General features: G+C 45.8%; 20 protein-coding genes. 10 read left to right on the top strand and 10 right to left on the bottom strand.

Going from position 1 to position 25,832, the window contains the following annotated elements:
- Positions 1–2: 2 nt before the first annotated feature.
- From VPNCDNU1_RS22420 to hutC, 7 genes are all read right to left on the bottom strand, one after another.
- Positions 3–1,028, bottom strand: a complete 1,026-nt coding sequence (locus VPNCDNU1_RS22420; RefSeq protein WP_104402409.1) for a GGDEF domain-containing protein — start codon at positions 1,026–1,028, stop codon at positions 3–5.
- A gap of 228 nt (positions 1,029–1,256) precedes the next feature.
- Positions 1,257–1,982, bottom strand: a complete 726-nt coding sequence (locus tag VPNCDNU1_RS22415; RefSeq protein WP_104402408.1) for a DUF3581 domain-containing protein — start codon at positions 1,980–1,982, stop codon at positions 1,257–1,259.
- Between the two features lie 150 nt (positions 1,983–2,132).
- Positions 2,133–3,680 (bottom strand): histidine ammonia-lyase, encoded by a 1,548-nt coding sequence (gene hutH, locus VPNCDNU1_RS22410; RefSeq protein WP_174715164.1) that lies wholly within the window; start codon positions 3,678–3,680, stop codon positions 2,133–2,135.
- Complete coding sequence (hutU, locus tag VPNCDNU1_RS22405) at positions 3,677–5,359, bottom strand: urocanate hydratase (RefSeq protein ID WP_104402406.1); 1,683 nt, start codon at positions 5,357–5,359, stop codon at positions 3,677–3,679. The genes hutH and hutU overlap by 4 nt, the downstream gene beginning before the upstream one ends.
- 87 nt (positions 5,360–5,446) lie before the next feature.
- Positions 5,447–6,526: a formimidoylglutamase gene (gene hutG, locus VPNCDNU1_RS22400; RefSeq protein WP_167404857.1), complete on the bottom strand. Its 1,080-nt coding sequence runs from the start codon at positions 6,524–6,526 to the stop codon at positions 5,447–5,449.
- Complete coding sequence (gene hutI, locus VPNCDNU1_RS22395; protein WP_104402404.1) at positions 6,519–7,727, bottom strand: imidazolonepropionase; 1,209 nt, start codon at positions 7,725–7,727, stop codon at positions 6,519–6,521. The genes hutG and hutI overlap by 8 nt, the downstream gene beginning before the upstream one ends.
- 166 nt (positions 7,728–7,893) lie before the next feature.
- On the bottom strand, positions 7,894–8,604 hold the full coding sequence (gene hutC, locus VPNCDNU1_RS22390; protein ID WP_104402403.1) for a histidine utilization repressor: 711 nt from the start codon (positions 8,602–8,604) through the stop codon (positions 7,894–7,896).
- A gap of 302 nt (positions 8,605–8,906) precedes the next feature.
- Here hutC and VPNCDNU1_RS22385 point away from each other — a divergent pair, with 302 nt between their 5' ends.
- The 6 genes from VPNCDNU1_RS22385 to VPNCDNU1_RS22360 all read left to right on the top strand — a co-directional run bounded on the left by VPNCDNU1_RS22385 (position 8,907) and on the right by VPNCDNU1_RS22360 (position 16,470).
- Positions 8,907–10,262: an ABC transporter substrate-binding protein gene (locus VPNCDNU1_RS22385; protein ID WP_104402402.1), complete on the top strand. Its 1,356-nt coding sequence runs from the start codon at positions 8,907–8,909 to the stop codon at positions 10,260–10,262.
- A 129-nt stretch (positions 10,263–10,391) separates the two neighbouring features.
- Positions 10,392–11,393, top strand: coding sequence for a carbohydrate ABC transporter permease (locus VPNCDNU1_RS22380; RefSeq protein WP_104402401.1), 1,002 nt, complete (start codon positions 10,392–10,394; stop codon positions 11,391–11,393).
- Positions 11,393–12,547: a carbohydrate ABC transporter permease gene (locus tag VPNCDNU1_RS22375; RefSeq protein ID WP_104402400.1), complete on the top strand. Its 1,155-nt coding sequence runs from the start codon at positions 11,393–11,395 to the stop codon at positions 12,545–12,547. Before VPNCDNU1_RS22380 ends, VPNCDNU1_RS22375 begins: the two co-directional genes overlap by 1 nt.
- A gap of 2 nt (positions 12,548–12,549) precedes the next feature.
- Complete coding sequence (locus VPNCDNU1_RS22370) at positions 12,550–14,220, top strand: alpha-amylase family glycosyl hydrolase (protein ID WP_104402399.1); 1,671 nt, start codon at positions 12,550–12,552, stop codon at positions 14,218–14,220.
- A complete protein-coding gene (locus VPNCDNU1_RS22365; protein ID WP_104402398.1) occupies positions 14,221–15,318 on the top strand; it encodes an ABC transporter ATP-binding protein in 1,098 nt (365 codons plus the stop codon).
- A 120-nt stretch (positions 15,319–15,438) separates the two neighbouring features.
- Positions 15,439–16,470: a LacI family DNA-binding transcriptional regulator gene (locus tag VPNCDNU1_RS22360; RefSeq protein ID WP_104402397.1), complete on the top strand. Its 1,032-nt coding sequence runs from the start codon at positions 15,439–15,441 to the stop codon at positions 16,468–16,470.
- A gap of 65 nt (positions 16,471–16,535) precedes the next feature.
- Here the strand turns inward: VPNCDNU1_RS22360 and VPNCDNU1_RS22355 are convergent, their stop codons facing one another.
- Together VPNCDNU1_RS22355 and VPNCDNU1_RS22350 are read right to left on the bottom strand one after the other, a co-directional pair.
- The gene (locus VPNCDNU1_RS22355) at positions 16,536–18,299 is read right to left on the bottom strand and encodes a hypothetical protein (RefSeq protein WP_104402396.1); all 1,764 of its coding nucleotides are present in this window, start codon (positions 18,297–18,299) and stop codon (positions 16,536–16,538) included.
- A 248-nt stretch (positions 18,300–18,547) separates the two neighbouring features.
- Positions 18,548–19,966, bottom strand: a complete 1,419-nt coding sequence (locus tag VPNCDNU1_RS22350) for a mannitol dehydrogenase family protein (protein ID WP_104402395.1) — start codon at positions 19,964–19,966, stop codon at positions 18,548–18,550.
- 89 nt (positions 19,967–20,055) lie between these two features.
- Here VPNCDNU1_RS22350 and uxuA point away from each other — a divergent pair, with 89 nt between their 5' ends.
- Positions 20,056–21,246 (top strand): mannonate dehydratase, encoded by a 1,191-nt coding sequence (gene uxuA, locus VPNCDNU1_RS22345; protein ID WP_104402394.1) that lies wholly within the window; start codon positions 20,056–20,058, stop codon positions 21,244–21,246.
- Here uxuA and VPNCDNU1_RS22340 read toward each other — a convergent pair.
- Positions 21,243–22,466, bottom strand: coding sequence for an ROK family transcriptional regulator (locus VPNCDNU1_RS22340; RefSeq protein WP_104402393.1), 1,224 nt, complete (start codon positions 22,464–22,466; stop codon positions 21,243–21,245). The genes uxuA and VPNCDNU1_RS22340 overlap by 4 nt on opposite strands.
- 258 nt (positions 22,467–22,724) lie before the next feature.
- Here VPNCDNU1_RS22340 and VPNCDNU1_RS22335 point away from each other — a divergent pair, with 258 nt between their 5' ends.
- From VPNCDNU1_RS22335 to VPNCDNU1_RS22325, 3 genes are all read left to right on the top strand, one after another.
- Positions 22,725–23,480, top strand: a complete 756-nt coding sequence (locus VPNCDNU1_RS22335) for a glucosamine-6-phosphate deaminase (protein ID WP_104402392.1) — start codon at positions 22,725–22,727, stop codon at positions 23,478–23,480.
- Positions 23,473–24,672, top strand: coding sequence for an N-acetylglucosamine-6-phosphate deacetylase (locus tag VPNCDNU1_RS22330; RefSeq protein ID WP_104402391.1), 1,200 nt, complete (start codon positions 23,473–23,475; stop codon positions 24,670–24,672). The genes VPNCDNU1_RS22335 and VPNCDNU1_RS22330 overlap by 8 nt, the downstream gene beginning before the upstream one ends.
- 115 nt (positions 24,673–24,787) lie before the next feature.
- Complete coding sequence (locus VPNCDNU1_RS22325; RefSeq protein ID WP_201797153.1) at positions 24,788–25,759, top strand: TRAP transporter substrate-binding protein; 972 nt, start codon at positions 24,788–24,790, stop codon at positions 25,757–25,759.
- Positions 25,760–25,832: the final 73 nt, after the last annotated feature.

Here is a 25,832-nt window from a genome sequence, read left to right as displayed (position 1 = left end):
CTTTAACTTGCATACTTTTCTTCATGGTGTTCTATTCGATTACGCCCATTATGTTTAGCGGAGTACAACGAGAGATCGGCGTTTTTCATCCATTGCCTAGTGTTTATGTCTGCATTGGAGGACGCAATGCCTGCGCTAATCGATGCCGACAGATTATTATGTACTCGCAACTCGGCGATTTTTTGTCGTAACTTCTCTAGTCGGATATAGCTGTCTTTCAATCCTGACTTTCTATATAAAATCAAAAACTCATCGCCCCCTAAGCGAAAAATGAAATCATCGGGGCGTGCCGTTTCTTTGAAAACCCTCACGACTGACTGAATCATCAAGTCGCCCACATCATGACCAAACTTATCATTCACTTGTTTGAAGTTATCTATATCGATAAGCGCAATTGTGGAAGAAAGCCCTGTCTTCTGATGAAGTTCAATTGCCGTCCCTAAAAATGCATCGAGTTGAGCTCGATTGTATGCGCCAGTCATTGAGTCAGTAATAGACAACTCTTTAAATCTGTCTTGCAAGTTAAGAAACGAAGTGGTGATAAAATGGGAAGAGAAAGCCGTGATAGAGAGGGCACCAACAAGGCGAAGCAAGGCGTAGTGATCGATGTAGAAATACCCTGTAATCGCTATTCCGATAATCATAATAACGTTAAAAACAAACGATATTTTGGTGGGCATTACAAATACAACACACACAGCAATAGGAAACGACCAATAGGAGCCATTGATTCCTAAAATGGGAATGGCAAAAATCCCACACGCAACTAACAAGGTTACAGGAAGCAGGTAGCTGAACATGGGACGTTGTCTGGTGTAAAACCAATACACTTCAAGCAACAGCGAAAGCTCAAAGGTGATCAGTAACGCAGCATAGACATATTCCCCCAGTACAACATTCTTAATCGAAAATGGCAGAAAGGTGAGCAACGAAACAATGGTAATAAAACGCAGCACTTTATGATGCTCGTTTAGCTCCAGTAGCCCGTAATTTGACGCCATCCATTCTGGCGTTCTTTTTCTTAGCATACATAAACCTCATGTCGAGGTAGCACTCCTAACATTGAATCTACATGTTTGAAGTGCCAGAAAGCAATATTGTTTTACAAAAGTATAACAAACTCTACGGCAGATAGAGTCAAAGGATTGCACAGAAACCGAGTGGATTGTGAATTAGGTGACAAACTTGGAAAGGAAGGGGGTAATAAAAATCCCGAGCGTTGCTCGGGATTAAAGAAATTGAGTGCGAAATTGACTTTATGCAGCTTCGACCTGTGCGGCAATGAATGCGTCTTTCCGAGCATTGAAACGTTCGACTAGATCATCGACGGCTTCTTTTTCGTAAGGTTTAAGACCAGACGCAACCATGCGCTTAACGCCTTTACCAACCACTTCACCATTTTCTGTAAAGAGGAAGTTAAGCGTTACTTGACCACGCTTTCCTTCAATATCAAACGTAGCGCCTGCAAACTCTACAGAGGGTTCGGACAAGTCGATACGATCGAACTCAACTTCCATGCTTTCATACATGACGAGAGGACGCTTACAGTTAATCATCATTTGTTTGTCCTCCATGAGAGGCACCATGATGTGAGGGAAGTTCATGCCGGAAAACTGAACGTAAGACTTCGTCAGGCTTTCAATGAATTTTGCGTCTGTCGATACATCACCTTCATGGTGCATGTGCAAGTATTCTTTGCCATTTGCATCGACGAGCGCGCTTTCTGTTTTTCCTTTTTCTTCAACAGACAAAGCAATGCCTTCCGAAACCATTCCTGAAAAATCAAATCGCATTTTCTGACTTACGCCTTCCTGATTAAGGAGAACGGCAAACAGCAAATCACCAGGGACACAGAAGCGCTTGTTATCTTCATCATGGATTGGGTTGTAGTCGCCCGCCACCTTCTTAGCAAAATGACTTGCTTGCTGGCGAGTGAATTGGAATTGGTTGTCTTGGCTTGAGAAATAAGGTGTTAGAAACATAATTCACGGTCAATTACAAAAACTGCGGCGATTATATCCGACATTTATTGGGAAATGGTCTATCCAGTGAAAATTAACCTCCCTAATGGGAGGTTATTTATGGTTATGTGCACAAAAAGACAGTTTGTTCAAAAACGGATGAGACAGTTTCTATACCGAAGCTAATGTCTTTTCTGGCATCAAATGGTTGTGAACGGCAAGCTTTAACAGCGCATTGGCTTGTTCAATATCTGGAGCAAAGTAGCGGTCCTTATCATAGAAGGACACTTTCTCTCTTAAAATACTTTTAGCTTCTTCTACACGCGGAGAAGATTTCAACGGTGCTCGGAAGTCTAGCCCTTGTGCTGCTGATAGATATTCAACAGCAAGGATTCCGCGAGTATTCTCTGCCATGTCACGTAATCGTCTGCCAGCAAACGTCGCCATAGATACGTGATCTTCTTGGTTGGCGGATGTTGGAAGGCTATCGATTGAAGCAGGGTGGGCTAGGGTTTTGTTTTCACTCGCCAACGCCGCCGACGTTACCTGTGCGATCATAAAACCAGAGTTCACTCCGCCATTATCCACAAGGAAGGGTGGAAGCTTGCTTAATGCACTATCGATAAGCAGTGCCATACGACGCTCAGATAGGCTACCTATTTCGGCAATTGCCAAAGCGAGATTATCAGCCGCCATCGCCACAGGTTCTGCATGGAAGTTGCCCCCTGAAATGATGTCGCCGTCATCAGCAAAAACTAATGGGTTATCGGAAACCGCGTTAGCTTCAACTTGCAAAGTTTCAGCAGAATTGCGAATTTGCTGTAAGCATGCCCCCATAACTTGCGGCTGACAGCGAAGTGAATATGGGTCTTGAACTTTTTCACAGTCGGTATGGGATTCGCCGATTTCACTGCTGTTATCCAGTAAATGCCGGTACGCTGCCGCGGCATCCATTTGGCTTCGGTGGCCACGAACTCGATGAACACGCGGGTCGAATGGACGACGACTCCCCAGTGCTGCTTCTACCGACATTGCGCCACACACGGTTGCAGAGGCGAATAAATCTTCAGCTGCAAACAAACCTTCCAACGCAAAAGCAGTTGAAGCTTGTGTGCCATTCAGTAGCGCTAACCCTTCTTTTGGTGCAAGGGTGATAGGCTCTAAACCTGCAATTTTCAGTGCTTCGATACCGGAGATGATCTTGCCATTGTGGCGCGCTTCACCTTCACCGAGTAAAACGGTGCTCATGTGTGCAAGTGGTGCCAAGTCACCAGACGCACCAACCGACCCTTTTTGAGGAACGCATGGGTAAACTTGCGAATTAACAAGCGTAATCAGCGCATTAATGACTTGCAGTCGAATGCCCGAATAGCCACGAGCCAAACTGTTGATTTTCAACACCATCATTAGGCGAACGGTTTCATCGTGCATCAGTGTGCCGATACCCGCTGCATGAGAAAGTACAATACTCTTTTGTAGCACTTCGAGATCTTCTGGGGCAATGCGCGTATTCGCCAAAAGACCAAAGCCTGTATTAATACCATAAACGACTCGGTTTTCTGCAATTACTTCATTGACCACTTGAGTGCTTGCTTCGATACCCGGAATAGCCGATGGGTCGAGCGACAAGTTGACTGGCGCACGGCTTACTTGGCGTAGTTGGCTTAAGCTGATGTTTCCTGGGTTTAGTTCTAAATTGATCATTGGTTTCTCACTCATTTCAGGCGGCTTAGTTCTTCGTTTAGCATTGGCAGATCTAATTTCTGCTCTTTCGCACAGTTTTTCGCGATGTCGTACCCTGCATCAGCATGGCGCATTACACCTGTTGCTGGATCGTTATGTAGCACGCGAGCGATACGCTCAGACGCATCATCCGAGCCATCACAACAGATCACCATACCTGAGTGCTGAGAGAAGCCCATACCCACGCCGCCACCGTGGTGAAGCGATACCCAAGTTGCGCCACCCGCTGTGTTCAATAAAGCGTTAAGCAGTGGCCAATCCGACACTGCGTCAGAGCCGTCCATCATACCTTCTGTTTCGCGGTTAGGGCTGGCAACGGAACCTGAATCTAAGTGGTCACGACCGATGACAACAGGCGCTTTCAGCTCACCGTTTTTCACCATTTCATTGAATGCTTGTCCAAGACGCTCACGATCTTTCAGTCCAACCCAGCATATACGCGCAGGCAAGCCTTGGAATTGAATGCGCTCGCGGGCCATATCCAGCCAGTTGTGCAAATGTGGGTCGTCAGGGATCAGTTCTTTGACTTTTTGATCTGTTTTGTAGATGTCTTCTGGGTCACCAGAAAGTGCTGCCCAGCGGAATGGCCCAATGCCTTCGCAGAACAAAGGACGAATGTAAGCAGGAACGAATCCTGGGAAATCAAAGGCATTGTTCACGCCTTCTTCCAGCGCCATTTGACGAATGTTGTTGCCGTAGTCGAGTGTCGCCGCACCTTGGCTTTGCAAATCCAACATCGCTTGAACTTGAATAGCCATCGATTGTTTAGCCGCTTTCACCACGCCAGCTTCATCTTCAAGGCGACGCGCTTTGGCTTCTTCCATTGTCCAACCTTGAGGGAGGTAACCATTGAGAGGGTCGTGCGCCGATGTCTGGTCGGTGACTACATCTGGCGTAATACCGCGCTTAACCAATTCTCGGAAAACATCCGCAGCGTTGCCCAACAACCCGACAGAGATAGGCGTGTCTGAGTCTTGAATCATTTGAAGTGCTTCATCAATGCTGGTGGCTTTTTTATCGACGTAGCCAGTACGCAGTCGGTAATCGATACGCGTTTCATCGCATTCTACTGCAAGCATTGAAAAACCGGCCATTGTTGCAGCTAGAGGTTGCGCGCCGCCCATACCGCCTAATCCACCGGTGAGTACCCAGCGTCCTTTTGCTTGTCCATCGAAGTGTTTTTTAGCAACGGCAACGAAGGTTTCATAGGTGCCTTGAACAATGCCCTGAGAGCCAATGTAAATCCACGAACCCGCCGTCATTTGCCCGTACATCATCAACCCCTCTTTATCGAGTTCGTTGAAATGCTCCCAGTTTGCCCAATGGGGAACGAGGTTGGAGTTGGCGATCAATACACGTGGTGCATTTTTGTGAGTCGGGAACACGCCAACAGGTTTACCGGATTGAACAAGTAACGTTTGATCATCTTCAAGCCTTTCCAGAACCTCGACAATTTTGTCGTAGCATTCCCAGTTACGAGCTGCACGACCAATGCCACCGTATACAACCAGCGCATGAGGGTGTTCAGCAACATCAGGGTCAAGGTTGTTCATTAACATGCGAAGCGGTGCTTCTGTTAGCCACGATTTCGCACGAAGTTTCGTGCCGTGAGGGGCACGAATAGTTCTTGTTGTATCGAGTCTTGGATCCGTCATCGGATACTCCTATATGAATTCAGGTTATTGGGCAGACTGCCGTGAGCCATAGCTATTTGACGAAAAAAGCTATTTATGGGGCGTTTGCTAAGGCTGGTTACGCGACATTGATGTTGCGATATCCCAACACAGCCGAGCAGCAAGCCTTGCGGTTTGACCGTCGATATCAAATCTCGGGTTGTACTCCGCAATGTCTGCAATTTTTAGTTTTTTATAGTTATTTAAAATCAATGAAAAATAGGGTGAGAAGGTGTCCATACTCACCCCTTTGGCTGCTGGTGCACTGACTCCTGGAGCCGTGGCAGCAGGGAAAACATCCAAATCGATGGTCAGATAAATCACATCGTTTTGGTCAATAAATCGTTGTAACTGAGTTAACTGCTTGGCTATCGTACCCGCGTGCATTTGCGTGTCTTCGACATACCAAACCCCCAAATCGTCAGCGCGCTTAAACAGTGCTTTAGTGTTACTTGCTGCACTCACGCCAAGGCAGGCATAGTTAAATGCCCAGCCTTGTTTTTGGCAGTATTGGTGGATTTGATTAAATGGTGTTCCCGAGCTGGGTTGGATGCTTTCTTTCGCGGTTGTTAATTCAGAGCCACTTAATTCAGAGCCACTTAGCTCAGAGCTATTGAATTCCAAACCGTTGGAATCGAAAACTCTCAGGTCAAAGTGAGCATCGAAATTGATTATGCCGACTCGAGGAGGAGAGACGTCTCCGCCGAGATCAGATTGTTCTTTTTGCTTCTGTTCTTTGATTAGAAACTTAGCCAGCCCTAAGAAGGAGGCCCAAGCTATTTCATGCCCTCCACCTAAAGTAATGGCAGGGGTCTGTTTAAGCGTGGAGGAAAGTACGTCTGCCAATGCATGTTGGCTCTGCTCTAATTGATCGCCTTCGCACACAACCGTTCCACCATCAAACAACTGGGTGGATTCGTGCCAAGCCATATTGGCCAGCGCTTCCCGAATTTTGTTTGGTGCTGCTTGGGCTCCGGTTCGACCTTTATTTCTTGCTACACCAGCATCACACGCGAAGCCCAAGATGGTGACGTCGCCTAAGTTTGCACTATTTGGTGTGCCATGGCGGATGACATGATGAACCCGATGGCCGAGCTCGCCGTCTTCTATGTCGTTTCGACCTTGCCACTCAAATCTTTGTTCAGACATGAATCCATTCTCCGTTGACGATACGAGCATGTAAGTGCTGAATACCAACTTGATAGCTCAGGTCGGCTGGGTGTTCGATGTTCCATACAGCGAAATCGGCGTCGAAACCGACTTTTATTTTGCCTTTTCGGTCTTGTAACCCCAACGCTTGAGCAGCGTTAACGGTCACACCTCTTAAAGCTTCTTCGGGCGTTAACTTGAATAAGGTACAGGCCATATTCATCATTAGTGTCAAGCTGGCAAAAGGGGAAGTACCGGGGTTAATGTCGGTTGAAACCGCCATAGGGACGTGGTGTTGGCGCAGTAAATCGATAGGTGGTTTCTGAGTTTCACGTAAAAAGTAAAATGCGCCGGGCAGTAGGGTCGCGACACAACCTGCGCCTGCCACAGCTTTTACTCCGGCTTCATCTAGATACTCTATGTGGTCTACCGAAAGCGCGCCATGGTGCGCCGCCAACGCGCTGCCACCTAAGTTACACAACTGCTCGGTGTGCCCTTTGACTTTAAGCCCGTGCTCTTTGGCACTTTCAAAAACGCGCTCAGTTTGCGTTAGGCTAAAACCAATGGACTCACAAAAAACATCCACCGCTGATGCTAACCCTTCGGTAGCCGCTGCAGGAATAATCTCATTACAAACCAAGTCGATGTACGCATCGGGATTGTCACGGTATTCAGGAGGGACAGCATGGGCGGCGAGTAATGTTGTCTCTACATGTACGTCGTATTGCTCGCCCAATAACTTAGCAGCACGCAACATCTTTAATTCGTCTTCGAGCGTAAGACCATAGCCAGACTTAATTTCAATCGTGGTTACACCGGAATTGAGCAACGCTTCCATTCTTGGGCGGGAAAGCTCAACTAACTCATCAACGCTTGCTTTACGAGTCGCTTTCACCGTCGAAAGTATGCCTCCGCCTTGCTTGGCGATTTCTTCGTAAGGCACACCCGTTAAACGCATTTCGAATTCGTTAGCTCGATTACCTGCGTATACCAAGTGGGTATGGCAGTCGATAAGACCTGGTGTCACTAACTTATTTTGACAATCGATCGTGTCGGATTCGGACACTAGCACTGAGATAGAGTCGCCAATAGCGTCGATTTTTCCATCTCTGATCAGCACTGACGTCGAGGGGGAAACGGTATAACCCTGTGTGCCAGCCACCATAGTGACCAATCTCGCGTTAATGAGTTTCCGAAACATGATTTCATCTTTTAAGTTTAAATGTATATACAAATAAATAGATGAATTCAGAAAGCGGGGCAAGAGAGATGTTAGAAAAGTGTGATCATGGGAGTGAATTTGATGTGCTCAAACCGATATATCTGAGCACATAAAGGAGGCAGTTTGAGGACAGGTTACTGTGTGGCTAGATATCGATTTTAGAGCTTAATTTATAGCGGGTGCCTGGGTGATAAAGCTGCGCTGAGCTGACTAGCTTATCACCGCTCCACGTTCTCCTATTCAGCAATAAACATGGCTCGTAGTTTTTCAGTTCTAGCGCGTCCCTTATTGTTACTTCGGGGTTAATTGCTTCTACTGTGTGTTCAATAGCACTGAGTGGGCAGTTATCGGATAAATACTGGTTTGGTGTGATGGTTGAAAAATCCTGTTTTAGATAGTTAGGTGCATAAACGGCGTTCACCCAACGCACTTCAAGCTGAATGGGTGTCTTGTCTTCAAAGTGGATAATTTCACTGTAAAAAACATCGCTATCTAACATAACCCCTAACTTCGTGGCTGTTGTGTCGTCTGCTTTGAGCGCTTTCTGAGTCAGCACTTGGCTGTGATATTTCTTACCACGGGAAGACACTTCTTCGGCAATATTGCGGATATCGAGTAGGGGAGATTCGGCTTTCTCTTCCAGTGCACATACAAACGTGCCCAAGCGAGGTGTGCGTTTTAGTTTACCTTCAGACACTAAATCTCGAATGGCTTTGTTTACTGTCATTCGGCTCACTTCAAATTGCTTTGTGAGTTCGAGTTCAGTCGCGATTCTGTGACCTACAGGCCAATCACCTGAATCAATTTTTTCCTGAATGTAGCGTTTGATTTGTATATATAGCGGAGCGCCCGTCATGACTGCTTTTGTTCCTTATTGACTATACAAATGATGCGCAATTTTCGTCCAGATAGCAAGTCAGCAACCTCACACTTTTTAACTATAGTGATTCTACCGCACGATAAGTGTTCCGAAATTGAGACATAAATAAGTGTTCAAAATTCGATCAACATCACGCTTTAAATCAACTTAAACGTTTAAGGTTAATTAAATGTTAAGAAAAAAGCTTCTAACCTCGTCTTCTAATTTTTCCCTTTTAGGTAATGAGCTGGCTTTCTAGACATCAACTACGCTGAAAACACGTTAAGAGGGAAATTTAAATGAAACGCTACCAAGTCCAGTTACTCGCTACCGCAGTCGCGGCATCATTGTCTACAAGTGTATGGTCGCAAGATCTGCTTTTTCCAGAGGGAGAAGGGTATTTCTCTTGGGATAACCTTAAGGCTTTCGAAGGGCTTAATCTAAAAGGGAAAACGGTAACGATGGCGGGACCTTTCTTGGCTCCGGAAGACACCAAAATACGTAATGTGCTCGCCTATTTTGAAAAAGCGACGGGGGTGGAGGTTCAATATTCAGGTTCGGATGGCTTTGAACAACAAATCGTGATTGATACTCAGGCAGGCAGCCCGCCGAATATTGCAGCGTTCCCTCAACCTGGGTTGGCAGCGGATTTGGCATCTAAAAACTTGCTGGTGCCACTAGGCGATAAATATTCAGACTATGTCAAAGAAAATTACGCAGCAGGTAATTCTTGGGTCGATTTGGGGACTTATAAAAACAAGGAAGGAAAAGAAGAGTTTTATGGGATCTTCTATAAAACCGATATTAAGTCTTTGGTTTGGTACTCCCCAGATAATTTTGAAGATGCAGGGTATGAAACACCCAATTCAATGGAAGAATTGTTAGCGTTAACGGAACAAATGGCAAAAGACGGCAATACTCCTTGGTGTATTGGGCTTGGTTCTGGTGGTGCGACAGGTTGGCCGGCGACAGATTGGGTGGAAGATCTACTGTTAAGAACCCAAAAACCGGAAGTATATGATGGCTGGGTAAACAACAGCATTAAATTTAACGATCCACGCATTATTGATGCCATCGAGAAGTTTGGCGCTTTTGCATTAAACGACAAATACGTAGCTGGTGGAAGCGCTTCCGTCGGCACAACAGATTTCCGCGACAGCCCTAAAGGCTTATTCACCGTGCCAGCTAAATGCTTTATGCATCACCAAGCAAGCTTCATCCCAGCATTTTTCCCTGAAGGTACGGTTGTAGGAGAAGACGCCGATTTCTTTTATTTCCCTTCTTATGAATCCAAAGATTTGGGCAACCCTGTTCTAGGTGCCGGTGTGGCATACGCGGTAACAAAAGACTCTGCGGCGACACGCGCCGTGATGGATTACTTGTTGACCCCATTGGCAAATGAACTTTGGATGGCACAGGGTGGATTCCTGTCGGCACACAAAGGGGTGAATATCGCGACGTATGAAAACGACGCGCAGAGAAAGCAAGGTGCGATACTACTTAATGCGACCACCTTCCGATTCGATGGTTCTGACTTAATGCCGGGTGCAGTGGGTGCAGGTTCATTCTGGACGGGCATGGTGGACTACGTAGGCGGAGAGTCCGCTGAGAAAGTCACTAAGTCTATTCAGAAAAGTTGGGATGACATCAAGTAAAGCGACTATTCCAATAAAGTCAGTAGGTCAATAGACCTAGGTTAGCGACTAAGTGTCACTAACTGCCTATAAGGGCGTAGCAATGAGCTTCGCCCTAACCGTTCAATTTCTACGTTATGGAGAACGATTTTGATCGATCAACTCCTAGATTCTCTGTTTGCCATGCTTGTTGCAGTAATAGCATCGATTGCTTTTTACTACACGGCGTATTTTGGCTTAGAGAAAGCTTTATCCAGTAAGCATTTACAAGGCGAGGAAAAGCGAAAAAAGGATCAGCTTAGGCTTAAGCTGCAACCCTTTATTTTTGTCGGTCCCGCTTTGCTATTGCTGCTTATATTTCTTGTTTATCCCGTTGTGGAAACCTTGCGTTTGTCTATGTATGACCGCACGGCAACGGACTTTGTCGGTTTGAGTAATTACAGCTGGGCATTCGGAGATGAAGAATTTACTCAAGCCATTTTAAACAACCTGCTTTGGTTGATATTAGTGCCTACGCTAAGCACGTTTTTTGGCTTGGTGATTGCCTACCTTTCCGACCGAATATGGTGGGGGCAGGTAGCCAAGACATTAATTTTCTTACCTATGGCTATTTCATTTGTTGGTGCCAGCGTCATTTGGCGATTTGTATACGACTACCGAGGCGCCGACAGCGATCAAATTGGGCTATTGAATGCCATTGTGGTGGCGTTAGGCGGAGAACCTCAAGCATGGATCGCCTTGCCATTTTGGAACAACATTTTGCTCATGGTCATTCTTATCTGGATTCAAACGGGATTCGCCATGGTGCTGTTAGGTGCGGCAATGAGAGGCGTGTCTGAGGAAGTACTCGAAGCTGCAAAACTCGATGGTGCGAACGATTTTCAAATTTTTGTCAAAATTCTGGTGCCTCAAATTATACCGACCATCTTGGTCGTGTGGACCACCATTACCATTCTTGTTCTCAAGGTTTTCGACATCGTTCTTACCATGACCAACGGCCAATGGGATACCGAAGTGATGGCCAACCTCATGTTCGATTGGATGTTCAGAGGTGGAGGGGATTTCGGCAAAGGAAGTGCAATAGCCGTTGTTCTTATGGTAGCGGTCATTCCCGTTATGTTGTGGAACATTAAGAAGGCAAGGGAAGAGTGATGGAAAGAAACAAAAAAAAGCTGTCTGCAGGTACGCTTTTTAAACATGGTCTGATCTTGTTCTTCGTGCTGGCGTGGACTTTACCAACGTTGGGATTGTTGGTGAGCTCAGTGCGCGACAAAGACCAGCTTGCGATCAGCGGTTGGTGGACCGCCATGGTCACCACAGAACGAAATGAAGTGGTCCGGACCGGGAAGAAAGGGAGTGCCATTCGTGATGGTGATCAATATGTCATTGCAGGCAATTTGTTTGAAGAAAATTCAGGCAGAACGGTAGACAGCTGGGGTGAGCGGGCGAAAGAAATCGAAAAACATCAACCCGGTGAGACTGTTGAGTTGAAAAACGGCAGCGTATTAACCGTAATGGAAAATGGTGAATATCGTTGGGAATCTGATACGCCATTTACGCATAAAAGAGGCAAACGGATTTTCCATGTGGCGAATATTCCACCTCGATTTACCTTTGAAAACTACATAGAGGTATTGGCTTCGGAAGGGGTAGGGCAAGCTTTTGTTAACTCACTTACGGTGACGATACCGGCTACGTTTATTCCCATTATGATCGCGGCATTTGCTGCCTACGGATTAGCGTGGATGGATTTTAGAGGCAAAAGCATCATGTTGGCCATCATTGTTGGTTTATTGGTTGTGCCATTGCAAATGTCGCTGATTCCAGTGCTTCGATTGTACAACGAGGTCGGGAGCTTTTTCGACGTGGCGACTAAATCATATCCCGGTGTTTGGCTTGCCCATACAGGGTTTGGGCTACCGTTGGCGATTTATCTGTTGCGGAATTACATGGCGGGTTTGCCAAAAGAAATCATGGAATCGTCGCGCATGGACGGAGCCAATCATTTTCAAACCTTTATCAAAGTGGTGTTGCCGCTTTCATTACCCGCACTGGCATCGTTCGCTATTTTCCAATTCTTATGGGTGTGGAATGACTTGCTGGTGGCCATGGTGTACCTAGGAAATAGCGGTGACAAGATCGTGCTCACGGCGCAACTTCGTGAACTGCTGGGATCGCGTGGGGATAATTGGGAAATTTTAACGAGTGGTGCGTTCATAACGATCATCGTACCGCTTGTCGTATTTTTATCGTTACAACGTTATTTTGTTCGCGGATTGCTGTCCGGTTCGGTTAAAGGAGGATAATCATGGAAAACTCAAACACAGAATGGTGGCGCGGAGCGGTGATCTATCAGATCTACCCACGCAGTTACATGGACAGCAACGGCGACGGTATTGGCGATTTAAATGGGATAACCAGCAAGTTACCCTACATTGCGAGTTTAGGGGTAGATGCGATTTGGCTATCGCCCATTTTTGCGTCGCCCATGGATGATTTTGGTTATGACATTGCCAACTACGTCGAAATCGATCCGATGTTCGGCACGTTGGACGATTTCAAAACATTGTTGGATGAAGCGCATAAGCTGGGGCTTAAAGTGATTGTGGATCAAGTTTACAGCCACAGTAGCGACCAACATGCTTGGTTTAAAGAAAGCCGACAAGACAAAACCAACCCCAAAGCCGATTGGTATGTATGGGCAGACGCAAAAGAAGACGGCACACCACCAAACAATTGGCTCAGTATTTTTGGGGGCTCGGCATGGCAGTGGGATAGCCGTCGTCAGCAGTACTACCAGCATAACTTTTTAACCTCGCAACCTGATTTGAACTTTCATAACCCAGAGGTTCAGCAAGCCACCTTAGATACAGCGAGGTTCTGGATGGATTTAGGTGTGGATGGATTCCGGCTGGATGTGGTGAATATGTTTTTCCATGACCAACAGCTCAGAGACAACCCGCCAGTACGTTCGCCTGAACAACAGTTTGTGGGAGTCGATAAGAAGAACCCATTCAGCTACCAATACCATTGCCATCAACTGACCCAGCCTGAAAACCTAGGCTTTCTCAAAAAGCTTCGTACGTTGCTCGATGAGTATCCAGATCGCTTTACGGTTGGAGAAATTGGCGCGCCGGAAGGGTTAAAAGTGATGGCGTCTTACACGTCTAATAGCGACAAATTACATTCCGCCTACACGTTTGAATTATTGGGTGAAGCTCATGGTGCGGCGTATATAAAAAATACGCTAGAACGCATTGAAGAAAATCTAGGGTCGGGGTGGCCTTGCTTTGCTTTGAGCAATCACGATGTTGTCCGTAGTGTTTCTCGTTGGGGTATCGACCAGCATGGCAACACGCTAGACAGAGAAGCGTTAGCCAAAGCCAGCTTAGTGTTTTTGCTGAGTTTAAGAGGCAGCGCTTGCATCTATCAGGGTGAGGAGCTCGGGTTACCAGAAGCGACGGTTGGGTTTGATGATCTTCAAGACCCGTTTGGTATTGAGTTTTGGCCAGATTTCAAAGGTCGGGATGGTTGCCGAACCCCCATGGTTTGGAGTGATGTCGGTGGCTTCAGCGATAACGTTAACACTTGGTTGCCGATTGAATCGGCTCACTTAGCATTGAATCCAGAGCAGCAAAAACAAAAAGAGAACTCAGTGTTGAGTTTCGTACAGCGTTTCATCGCCTGGCGCAAAACTCAACCTGTGCTAAAAACGGGTCAGTTCAGGTGGCATCAACTGCATGCAGATCTGATCAGTTTTGAACGATTTGAAAATGGCACCCGCTTATTCGTCGTTTTGAACTTGACTGGCAACGATGTCGTCATCGAAAACTTAAGCGAAAAAGGGATTGATATCGTTTCTGTAGAAGACATAGGTTTAACGCATACGCTATTGAATGATCAGTTAAGCGTGCCTTCGGCTGGTGGCTTAATTGCAAAGCTGGGTAAGTTAGCAGCTTCTGGGAATGAGGAAAAATAAATGGCATCGGTAACATTTAAAAATGTCAAAAAAGACTACAGCGGCACTCAGGTTGTTAAAGGATTTGACCTAGAGATTAGAGATGGTGAATTTGTTGTACTGCTTGGGTCTTCAGGTTGTGGTAAATCGACCACATTAAGAATGGTGGCAGGGCTAGAAGATATTAGCAGCGGAGAGATTTATCTTGATGATGTCTGCATTAACGATGTAGACCCGAAAGATCGCGATCTCGCTATGGTATTTCAAAGCTACGCACTCTATCCCCATATGTCGGTGTACGACAATATCGCGTTTTCATTACAGCTGAAGAAAATGCCGAAAGACGCCATCGACAAACGTGTTGAATGGGCCGCGGATTTACTGGAGCTGACGCCATTACTCGAACGAAAACCCAAAGCGCTATCTGGCGGTCAACGCCAGCGTGTAGCGATGGGACGAGCCATGGTTCGAACACCCAAGTTGTTTTTGTTTGATGAACCATTGTCGAACTTAGACGCCAAGTTGAGGGGGCAAATGCGTGCAGAAATTAAAGGGCTGCACAAGGAACTTGAAACCACAACGATTTACGTTACCCACGATCAAGTAGAAGCAATGACGTTGGCAGACAGAATCGTCATCATGGAAAAAGGGATTATTGCTCAGATCGGCTCCCCCAAGGAAGTCTTTAATCGCCCCGTGAACAAGTTTGTCGCAGGCTTTATCGGGAATCCAAGTATGAACATGATCGATACCATTGTTCAGCAAGAAAACGAGACGGCAGTGTTTCCTTTGAACGGAGAAAAGGTTCCTGTTCCAGACGATTTTGAACGTCCCGCCAAAGGCAGTAAAGTGACCTTGGGACTTCGTCCAACCGACATTCACTTGAAACCGGAATTTGTGGGGCACACCAACTATGCCGCCGTAAAATGTAAGTTGGTGGATTACGAACTCTTAGGGGCGAGCATGCTGATCCGCGCTGAAATTGGCGACCAACCGCTGTCTTTAGAAGTCCCCGCTGATGATGATTTTTCTTCAGAAAACAGCCATTTCACTGGGTATCTCGATCTTAGCGCAATCCATTTGTTTGACTCAGAAAAAGGACAAACATTACGGAAGTAAACTGATAATCTATGTGGTCCACATGCAAAAGTGATACTTAAAGGGGAAGCGACCCATTGGGTAACCGGACGCTTTTTGCTTTGGACCTTTCAAGTCAATATAAGGAAGTTAAAGGTTATTATGAACGCGAAAAAGCTGACATTAAAAGACGTATCACTCGCTCTTGGTGTATCGACCGCGACCATTTCTAATGCCTTTAACCGACCCAATCAACTCTCAGAAAAGCTTCGAGCACACATCTTGTCTGAATGTGAAAAAATGGGGTTTTATGGCCCCAATGCAGCGGCGAGAAGTTTAAAAATTGGGAAGTCTGGCATCATTGGCGTGTCGCTTGCAGAGCGCCTTCAATATAACTTTAGCGATCCCATCGCAACGCAGTTCTTAACGGGTGTTTCTGAAGTATTTGACGAAGAGAACATCAATATTCTCTTACTTCCTAGCCGCGTAGGGTTCGCCGAGAGTCGTTCTTTCGATGCTTATGCCGATGGCTTTATTGTCTATGGTCCACCAAAAGACGACGAAATGTTGGCAAGGCTGATTCGTCAGCACAAGCCTATGGTTTCAGTCGATGTGGATATTGACGGTGTTTGTCACATCAACACCGATGACGAGGGAGCGGCTTCTCTCATCTCGAATCACACGCTTGGGCAACCCTTTAAGCAGGTCTGCATTTTGGGGTTAAGGCTGACGGCTTCGCCTAAGGTTGAACCCATTCATACGGCAGATTTGCTGGACTTTAATATGTCGGTATCAAACCGACGCCTTCAAGGAATGCAGAATGTGATCAAAGCCAAGACAGGACATTTTCTGCAAGACAAACATATTTGGAACGTACCAGACAATGCGTTCGATGATGCCTATCAAGCCGCAAAGCAGGCACTTAAAACAAGTAAGCCAGACGTTATTTTGTGCATGAGCGATGTGATTGCTTTAGGCACGATACAGGCGTGTCAGGATGCTGGGTTGTCAGTACCTAACGATGTGAGAGTGTCTGGGTTTGATGATATTCCGCAGGCTGAAACCGCGGGACTAACGACGATCCATCAGGCTCAAAGAGAGAAAGGGCGGCTGGCAGCGTACATGATTTTAGGTAAGGAACCGTTAAAAAGCTGCGTAATAGACAGCGAGCTAAAAGTTCGAACCAGTGCTTGAATCAAATATCCCCGCACCGCTTATCGACGGATTGGGGATAAAAGAAAGATTGAGTGTATGAAAAACTACTCGCTCAGAATAAGCAGTTTCACACAAGAATTCTCCGAACTAAACCAAGGGAACTTTCCGGTAATGCAAAAGTTATGCATAAGGACATCTTCCGTGCTGGTGTATGTGTGAGTGGTCTGATCGCTTACCCATTCAATCTTATTAATAGAATTAGCGTTTTTAATGTGATGGAATTTAAGGAATTCATCATTCTCATCGTATACCGAAGCACTGCCGTCAATAATCAGTTTTTCATTCTTGTTCAATCGTAATCTATGTACACCAGCATCGAAGACTTGGTCATTGACTTTTATTACAGCCTTCGGCGGTGTTGGCTCGTCTCCTCGTATCAGCGCGTACTGCTTATATTTTTTGTGCGCCCCTTTCATTCCAGCAATGACGAGTGAATCGCGACCGAAACTGGCGGATTGATTCTTCAAATAATGTCGGTTGTCGGTGACTAGCTCGACTTTCACGTTTTGGCTGTTTGAGAATGCACCTAAATTCAAATTGGGTGATTTTGTTGCAACTCGGATGGTTTGTTTTTCACCGAATGACACATCCGACACACGCCAATGGTAAATCCAATTTTGCGCTTCACCTTCTGTCTGAACGGATAATTGGTGACGTTCATTGATTGCGAGAGTTTGGTGCGTTTTCCAATCCTTTATTTCGGGCAGTGCAACGTTCTCGTTATCGATGATCTCAATGTTCCATTCTTTGTTACCATCGATATCACCACCATGCAGCTTCTTAGATAGGGTTATCTTTCCAGGAGATGTGGTTTTCATATGAAGAACGTTGTCTGTTGAATCCACACCCGCATAACGGAAGATACCGAGAAGGGTATCTCTGGTGTCGTTATGAATGGAGCCTTGCCAGTCAGAATTGGCTGAGAGAGAGTTTGATCCAACAGTAAAACAATGACCTGCAGGGACTTTTGTGAACGTTTCACTACCGGGGGCAGATTCTGGAATGGTGATCGTGCTGGTTTGCGCTGTGCATTCTGGTGTCGAGTTGGTGCCGTTAATAACTACATCAATAACACCAGACCAACGTTCGCTGTCGCTGCTAGCCTGTACATTCAAACGAACTTCTTCTCGTTCGCTTGATGAAAGATACGCGTATTCATCCAACGTTTCGTAAGTTAACGTTGTGCGTTCAGTATTCACAGTGGCCAATCCACGATCAGAACTGTCTAAAGTGACGGCATCAAAAACGGCGTTCGTACCAGAAACCAGATCAGATGCACTCACATTCAATTGCGTGCCATTAGACATGAGTTTTGGATGAGATTTTGGCGTAGCGACGATCAAGTCAAAATTGGCGCAAAAAGGATACGCTTTCACAATCGTGCTGGTTTCAGAAACGCACATTTCTACTTGATAAGTCCCTTCCTCTCTTAGCTGAAGTAATACCGTTCTTTTAGCGTCACTCGTTACTACTGAATTGTCTGGGTTGGTAATCGTCCACTGAGCGAACTGCGCTAAAGCCGTGGTTTGATTTAACAATTCATAGCCATTAGGAGCGGGAATAAGAGGCAGTTCTTGGTGTATTTTCGTTGTTTGCTGGTCCGAACGTGCTGAAACATAATCGCCATTGGGCAGAGAGATGGTAGCAAACACTTTCCACTTGGCTGAGATACCCGACCCATTAGCAGGCTCTGTTGGCTGAGTGGGCGCGGGGTTTGGTGTCACTGGATTGGTTGTTGTTTCTGAGCCGGACCCTCCACCACAGGCAGTGAGACCTAATAAAACCGATGTAACTAGCAACTTTTTCATTGTTCTTCCGAGTTAGGTTAACGGCTCAGCAATGACGTTTTTGGGGAAAGTTGAGCCTTATATGAAACTTGGAAGCAGCGTAATTTTGAGAATGTTAATTTCGCATTAAATTGGCATAAATAGTTACTAATGCAATCCTTTACACAGAATCAATATTTATAAAGTGTGAACTGTGTAAGAAAAGACCCTGGTATTACTGGTGATAATGTAATGTGGTAGTCACTTGTATTGCCAGACCTAGCGATTAGTTAGGACACATTGAACCTTTTCAGCGTGTTTTTCGCACCATGTTGTGCGATGGATTCATACGCATTCCTGATCCCTGCAACGGCGGTGTCGTTGTGGATTAATTGAGCGCCGAACACCTCCTCCATTTGAACAAATTGTTCGACCAGTTTGTTAGGTTGGACGCTTTTGTGAATAGTATCGAACAGTGCTGATTTTGGATCTTTAACTTCAAATCTTTCTCCACTGTCGTCCACTCCGTTTACGTATCGTATCCAAGCTGCGATCGCCAAATAGTAATCGTCACAGTTTTGATCGGCTTGCAAGCGAAGTGTGAAAGGGGCAAGGATCCGTTGCGGTAATTTCTGGCTGCCATCCATCGCGATTTGCCATGTTTTATGTTTCAGTTGAGTATTGCGAAAACGCTCGATGAGCGACTCTTGATACGCTTCCAACTCATGTTGGGGCATTTGCAACGTTTGCGCTTGCGATGTCATGATCCGTCGAACCGCGATCTCGAAATCTTTGTCTTGAATTGTCTCCGCTACCGTTTTGTAACCCGCTAAGTAACCCAAATACGCAATGAAAGAATGCGCCCCATTAAGCATTCTCAATTTCATGTCTTCGTAGGGCGTGACATCCTCTACAAATTGAGCACCGGCCGTTTCCCAGTTTGGTCTTCCATACCGGAAGTTATCTTCTATCACCCATTGGCTAAAAGGTTCGGTGATGATTCCGCAGGGGTCGTGTTCTCCCACGACACGATCGATTTCTTGTTGGGTTTCATGGGTGACTGCCGGCGTAATTCGATCAACCATCGAGGATGGAAAAGTGACTTCTCGACCTATCCAAAGCGCGAGTTCGGGGGAAATCAACTCCGCAAATTGCGTCACCGCGTTTTGAACGGCTTCTCCATTATTTGGGATATTGTCACAAGAAAGCACTGTTACCCCTTCTAAATTTCGTTCAAATCGCCTTCTCAAAGATTCCACAATGTAACCAATTGCCGAATGTGGGGCGCTGGGCTTGGCTAAGTCATGCAGAATGAGAGGGTCACTTGTGTCTAATTGCCTAGATTGAGGGTTTATGCAATACCCTTTTTCGGTGATGGTGAGTGAGATAATGTGGGTATCGATTGACGCCATCGTATCCAAGATCGCGTCTTTGCCATGAATCGTAGGATGCAGAGCGTTGCTAATGGATTGAATTTTAGTGATATTCGCACCGCTATCCCCCTTAGCAATAACCGAGTATTGACAATGTTGCTCTGTTAGCGCGGCTATCATTGGCTGTCCACTAAATAGGCTGACTACACACGTCCCCCACGGATCTTCAGCACCCATTGCTTCGTGAGAATAAACCGCTTGGTGTGCTCGATAGAACGCCCCAAACCCTAAATGAACAATCTTTGTCGGTACAATTTTGACGGTTTCAGAGCTCATATTTTCACCAATGGTATTTACAAAATAATTAATAACAGGTTATGTTATTAATTATTTTCAATCAAGCGATCATTCAAATGGAGTGAGTTATGGAGCAGACTTGGCGCTGGTACGGACCACAGGATCCCGTGTCTTTACAAGATATCAGGCAAGCAGGAGCGACAGGGATAGTGACAGCATTGCATCATATTCCCAATGGTGAGGCATGGAGCCTAGAAGAAATCAGCATCAGAAAAGCTCAAATTGAAGATGCAGGGTTAACGTGGTCTGTCGTGGAAAGTGTCCCCGTGCATGAAGACATAAAGCTAAGAAAGCGTGATTGGAAAACCTGGATTGAAAACTACAAGCAGACACTCATAAACCTTGCTGCATGCGGTATTGATACCGTGTGCTACAACTTTATGCCAGTTCTGGATTGGACACGTACAGACTTGGAATATGAGCTATCCGATGGCTCAAAGGCGTTGCGGTTTGACCACACGCTTTTTTCCGTGTTTGAGTTGTATATTTTGAAGCGAGAAGGGGCCGAGCAGCAGTACAGCAAAGCGGAAAAAACCGATGCGCATGACGTATTTTTGAACATGACCCAAGACGATATTGATAAGCTAACGGCAAACATCATAGCTGGGCTTCCGGGGGCAGAAGAAGGGTATAGCTTGGATGAGTTTCGCGCTCACCTTATTCGTTACGATGAAGTTGATAAGGAAACACTTCGTTCTAATCTTAAGCTATTTCTTGATGCGCTGATGCCAATATGCGAACAACATAATATCAAAATGGCGGTTCATCCCGACGATCCACCCAGGCCCATTTTGGGGCTTCCTCGAATTGTTTCAACCATTGAAGATATGACTTGGTTGGCGGAATCGGTCCCAAGTGAAAACAACGGCTTTACGTTCTGTACCGGTTCCTACGGTGTTCGAGAAGATAATGATTTGGTGAATATGATTCAAACGTTTCACGACCGAATATTTTTCACACATTTGCGTTCGACTCAAAGAGAAGAAAACCCTCAAAGCTTTCACGAAGCAGCGCATTTAGAAGGGGACGTTGATATGTATTCGGTAGTATTGGCACTGTTGAAAGAGGAGTCTCGAAGGCGGGGAAATGGCGACAACCGCTCTATTCCGATGCGCCCAGATCATGGGCACCAGATGATAGACGATTTGAACAAATCGACCAACCCTGGCTACTCGTGCATTGGCCGTTTAAAAGGGCTTGGTGAATTCCGAGGGCTAGAGCTCGGTATCAAGCGAGCGTTAGAGGCTGGCAACGTCTAACGACTTTTTAACCGCGTGAGTATTTCAGTTTGAAATAGCGGTGAAAGCGCGCCAAATAGCTCATCCGCTTTGGCACGCTGTCCCACATGCAACGTGACTTCTCTCGACACAAATTTGGGTAGTTTCTCGGTAAAGCTTTGCTCTAATCGTTTGAATATTTCTGGGCTTTGGGCAAAAGGTCCAGTAATCACGATTTGCTGAGGAAACAGAACCAAAAACGCATTCATTAGTGTGGCGCTCATTAGCTCTATTGCTTGGTTTATCACGGGTAAATCGGCGATCTCTTTTTCATTGAACATTTCCTCGAATCCCGCTTCATTAACGGGAACATTTTGAACGTGTGACTTCAATTCCCCTTCAATGGCTCTTAGGGATGCCACCGATTCCACGGTAACAAGCTTGTCCCCTATAAAAATGGACGTTTGCCCCAGTTCGCCAAAACCACCTATGGGGGTATGAAGTACTTGTCCGCGCAACGCATAGGATGTTCCGATCCCGTAACCCCAGTGGATATTCAGCACTGATTCTTTTTTATTTTCTGGATGGCGGAGTAAACGAGCACGTAATTCGTTGTTGAGGTTTTTGGCTATTTTAACGGGTAGTTTGGTGTTGTTTGAAAGAGGCTCGAACGAAAGGTTGGTGACTTCAGGCCAACGATTGGCGTAGACCCAACTCACTTTATCTTCATCCACTAAGCCCGGTAATGAACAGGTGATGCCCACTATACTGGACTCTGGAGACGACTGGATTAAGGTATTTGCCAGCGTTTCAAACTGATTCAGTATTTGTTGGTTTGAAAGTTCGTGATCGTTAAGCGTTTTTGAAGACGAGCCAACGACTTCGCCCTTCAAGTTAATGAGATGCGCATAAATGGTCAGCGAATCGATGGTGATAACAATGCCCGACAGCGCGTTAGGCTGAACGCGTAAAAACACTTCAGGTCTCCCTGGCTTCGATGGATTAATGGTTCGATCTTCGATAACCAAACCCAGTTCAATAAGCTCCCCAACCAGTTCAGTCACCGTCGCGGGGCGCAATCTGTATTCTTGGCTTAAGCTTTTTCTAGTGGGTGCTGGCTGGCTAAAAATGGCACGTAATAGTTGGTTTTTTCGTTTGTCAGACAGTTGGGTTAATTGTAAATCGAGCTGTTCCAATGATGTCGAGAGACGTTCACAAAAAGAGAGGTTAGTCGACGTTTTTGAGGTTGATGCAGACGACATAAATGGTGATTTCCTTCAAATTTTTGCCATTCAATTATGGGATTGGCAACGACGTTAATCTGGCTAGGACCTTGTCTTTTATCCAATAAAAAACAAATAGTTGAAAGTAGCGCCTATCCGCTTTTTCTAAACGCTCACTTATATAATTACACATTGTGTAAAAAATAGTTATTTACAGCAAGTGTAATTAATGACAAGTTTGTGTTTAAGAAATGAACATGTGATTCGCACATAACCAGATTTGTGGAGTAAGAAACAATGGAAATATCTAGATGGTTAGACGAAGCATCTATGGGGGCAGCCGCTGCCCAGCACGGAGCGCAGCTCGTTCAACAAGCTATTGAGAACAAAGGGCATGCGAACGTGATTTTGGCTACGGGCACCAGCCAGTTTTCAATGCTTTCTAATCTGATCGTTAATGCAGGAATTGATTGGTCAAAGGTATCCATTTTCCATCTCGACGAATATGTAGGTTTGAGTGATGAACATCCAGCTAGCTTTAGGCGTTATTTGAGAGAGCGAGTTGCCGACAAACTGCTAGGTCTTCATTCCATCAATTATGTCAATGGAGATGCGTCCCCCCTTCATGAAGAATTGACAAAGCTCAACGAGAAGATGGCCGAAGTAAGTATCGACGTAGCGTTTGTTGGGATCGGTGAAAACGGTCACTTAGCGTTTAACGATCCGCCCGCTGACTTTGAAGTGACCACGCCTTATATTCAAGTTGAATTAGATGAAGCATGCCGAGAACAGCAGTTAGGCGAAGGGTGGTTTGCTTCAATGGAAGAGGTTCCTACTCAAGCGATATCCATGTCTATTCAGCAGATTCTGAAAAGTGAACACATTATTTGCACCGTACCTTCGAAGAGAAAAGCGCAAGCCGTTCGTCACTGCTTAGAAGGTGATATATCCGTTCTTCATCCGGCGTCTGTGTTGCAAAAGCACTCGTCGACATCCGTATTTTTGGACAATGAAGCTGCAAGCTTATTGAGCCTAAGAGGTCGAAATGAGTAGCGCTAGTTTGAAAAGCCTACTGGTGTATTCAGGTGATGATCGGCCTTTGATGCGATATGACATCAATGAATTGGGCATCATCTCTCGGATTACAAACGAAGTGCCTGCGTTTCACCTTGATATGAATGAACAGGATTCTGTTGTTACTCCGGGGCTGGTGGATATTCAGATCAACGGGTTCAACGGACTTGATTTTAATTCTTATGGTGTAACAGCAGAGAAGTTGGATAGCGCTTTCTCGGCAATGCTGGAATGTGGCGTCACCCGCTGCTTACCGACATTGATTTCGGCGGAAGAAAACAAACTCTACCGCCTCCTTCAGGAATTAGATGACGCGGTAAAGCAAAGTGCTTTGGGCAAAGAAATGGTCATGGGTTATCACATTGAAGGACCATTCTTATCTCCTAAAGAGGGCTTTGTTGGCGCTCATCCAAAAAAAGCGATGATTCCGGGTTCTGTTGCGATTGTTAAAAAATTGCAGTCATTGTCTTCGAAGCCTATCAAGCTCATGACGGTTGCTCCGGAAATTGAAGGCGTGATTGATCTGATTTCATTTCTCAAATCGGAAGGGATTACCGTTGCGCTAGGGCACACCAACGCGAGCTCAGAAAAAATCAGTGAAGCAGTAAACGCGGGCGCGATTCTTTCAACGCATTTAGGAAACGGTTTGGCGCATCAACTGCATAAGGTGGATAACCCGCTGATGGCGCAATTGGCTCATGATGGTCTCTATGCCAGTTTCATTGCCGACGGGCTTCATGTGAAACCCGAAATGCTTAAGGCGTGGTTGCGTGCAAAAACGTTACCACGTGCTGTTTTAACAACGGATGCGACAGCCGCTGGAGGGTTAGCACAGCAACCGGGGCGTTATTGGTTGGGAGAAGCAGAGATTGAGCTTTGTTCCGATGGAGTAGTCCGCATTCCTGGATCCCCTTACTTCGCGGGTTCATCAGCACGAATGGACAAAATGCTACGTGACACAATGAAGTGGTGCGGGTTAACGATGTCTGAACTGCTCCAAATCACACGGCACAACCCTCTCCAATTGCTCTCGCATCCAAACACAATGCCTAGAGTAGGGGATAGAGCAGAGTTTCTTGAATGGTCTTTAACCCCTGATGGTCCATTTTTAATGGCTGCGTATTTAGGTAAACACTCGATCAGTCACACGATAAAAGAGAGCCACGAGTAAGCGGTCAAGCAACACCGTGAAATGAATAAAGGAACAGGCGGCATGGCGAAAGCGTATCCGCTAAATAACCCAATATTTGGCTTAGGAATAGCCGAGTAAACAAGGAGTATAGGACATGAAATGGACACTAACGAAAGGTTTAATTAGTTGCTCAATTGCAGCAATACTGGTGCCGAGTTTATCGATGGCAACAACGTTACGCTTGGCAGAAAACCAGCCAGAATCCAATCCCGTTACTGTGGCGATGCATAAATTTGCTGAGCTTGCATCGACATACTCAAATGGTGAAATAAAAGTAAAAGTGTTCTCGGGTGCTCAGTTAGGGCAAGAGGCGGAAACCATTGAGCAAACTCAAGCTGGAATTATCGACTTAACTCGTGTGAACAGCGTGACTCTGGCGAATGTATCGCCAAGCATTGGTGTGTTTACGCTTCCTTATATTTTTAAAAATGTGAAGCACAAATACCGTGTTTTAGATAGCAAAGTAGGAGATGAAGTTCGTGCTGATATGGCGAAATACGGCTTAATCGGTTTCGAATACATGGAAGCAGGAACCCGCAGCTTTTATACCACGAAAGACAACCCTGTAAACTCTATCGAAGACATGAAAGGGCTAAAGATCCGAGTTCAGAAATCGCCTATTTCGATCAGCATGGTTAATTTGGTTGGGGGTGTGGCAACACCAATGAACTACGGTGAAGTGTTCTCTAGCTTACAAACAGGTGTGATCGATGGTGCTGAGAACGACTACGTAAGTTATCTCACATCTGGTCACTATGAAGTCGCACCTAACTATGTTGAAGATGGTCATTTGAGCCCACCCGCTATACTGATCATGAATAAAGCGAAATATGACTCCCTTCCTCAGAATCAGCGCGAAGCTATCTCTAGAGCAGCGAAAGAAGCGGCGATCTTTGAGCGAGACCTGATGATTCGCGCCAACATTGATGCAAAAAAGAAAGTGGTTGCAGCGGGTGTAAAAGTCACGGTTATCGACAATACACCTTTCCAAGAAGCGGTTCAGCCCGTATATGAAGAATTTCCGAAACTGTTACCTCTTGTTAGCAAAATTAAGGCAGTGAAATAGTGCGGAGTGCTTGCCTTAAACCGTAGGGCTACGTTGAAACGTAGAGTTGCGATTGAACGTAGAAATAGGGTAA

The sequence above is a fragment of the Vibrio penaeicida genome (genome assembly GCF_002933855.1).
In the GTDB taxonomy this organism is placed as follows: Bacteria; Pseudomonadota; Gammaproteobacteria; order Enterobacterales; family Vibrionaceae; genus Vibrio; species Vibrio penaeicida_A.
This window is presented reverse-complemented; position numbering and strand designations above follow the sequence as displayed.

Bases quoted from the DNA above. Each gene is read 5' to 3' on its own strand.
- hutG (WP_167404857.1), bottom strand. From the start codon at position 6,526: ATGTCTGAACAAAGATTTGAGTGGCAAGGTCGAAACGACATAGAAGAC.
- hutU (WP_104402406.1), bottom strand. From the start codon at position 5,359: ATGACGGATCCAAGACTCGATACAACAAGAACTATTCGTGCCCCTCAC.
- VPNCDNU1_RS22335 (WP_104402392.1), top strand. From the start codon at position 22,725: ATGGAAATATCTAGATGGTTAGACGAAGCATCTATGGGGGCAGCCGCT.
- VPNCDNU1_RS22350 (WP_104402395.1), bottom strand. From the start codon at position 19,966: ATGAGCTCTGAAACCGTCAAAATTGTACCGACAAAGATTGTTCATTTA.
- uxuA (WP_104402394.1), top strand. From the start codon at position 20,056: ATGGAGCAGACTTGGCGCTGGTACGGACCACAGGATCCCGTGTCTTTA.
- VPNCDNU1_RS22325 (WP_201797153.1), top strand. From the start codon at position 24,788: ATGAAATGGACACTAACGAAAGGTTTAATTAGTTGCTCAATTGCAGCA.
- VPNCDNU1_RS22370 (WP_104402399.1), top strand. From the start codon at position 12,550: ATGGAAAACTCAAACACAGAATGGTGGCGCGGAGCGGTGATCTATCAG.
- VPNCDNU1_RS22365 (WP_104402398.1), top strand. From the start codon at position 14,221: ATGGCATCGGTAACATTTAAAAATGTCAAAAAAGACTACAGCGGCACT.
- VPNCDNU1_RS22375 (WP_104402400.1), top strand. From the start codon at position 11,393: ATGGAAAGAAACAAAAAAAAGCTGTCTGCAGGTACGCTTTTTAAACAT.
- VPNCDNU1_RS22330 (WP_104402391.1), top strand. From the start codon at position 23,473: ATGAGTAGCGCTAGTTTGAAAAGCCTACTGGTGTATTCAGGTGATGAT.
- VPNCDNU1_RS22420 (WP_104402409.1), bottom strand. From the start codon at position 1,028: ATGCTAAGAAAAAGAACGCCAGAATGGATGGCGTCAAATTACGGGCTA.
- VPNCDNU1_RS22415 (WP_104402408.1), bottom strand. From the start codon at position 1,982: ATGTTTCTAACACCTTATTTCTCAAGCCAAGACAACCAATTCCAATTC.
- VPNCDNU1_RS22340 (WP_104402393.1), bottom strand. From the start codon at position 22,466: ATGTCGTCTGCATCAACCTCAAAAACGTCGACTAACCTCTCTTTTTGT.
- VPNCDNU1_RS22360 (WP_104402397.1), top strand. From the start codon at position 15,439: ATGAACGCGAAAAAGCTGACATTAAAAGACGTATCACTCGCTCTTGGT.
- VPNCDNU1_RS22355 (WP_104402396.1), bottom strand. From the start codon at position 18,299: ATGAAAAAGTTGCTAGTTACATCGGTTTTATTAGGTCTCACTGCCTGT.
- VPNCDNU1_RS22385 (WP_104402402.1), top strand. From the start codon at position 8,907: ATGAAACGCTACCAAGTCCAGTTACTCGCTACCGCAGTCGCGGCATCA.
- hutI (WP_104402404.1), bottom strand. From the start codon at position 7,727: ATGTTTCGGAAACTCATTAACGCGAGATTGGTCACTATGGTGGCTGGC.
- hutH (WP_174715164.1), bottom strand. From the start codon at position 3,680: ATGAGTGAGAAACCAATGATCAATTTAGAACTAAACCCAGGAAACATC.
- hutC (WP_104402403.1), bottom strand. From the start codon at position 8,604: ATGACGGGCGCTCCGCTATATATACAAATCAAACGCTACATTCAGGAA.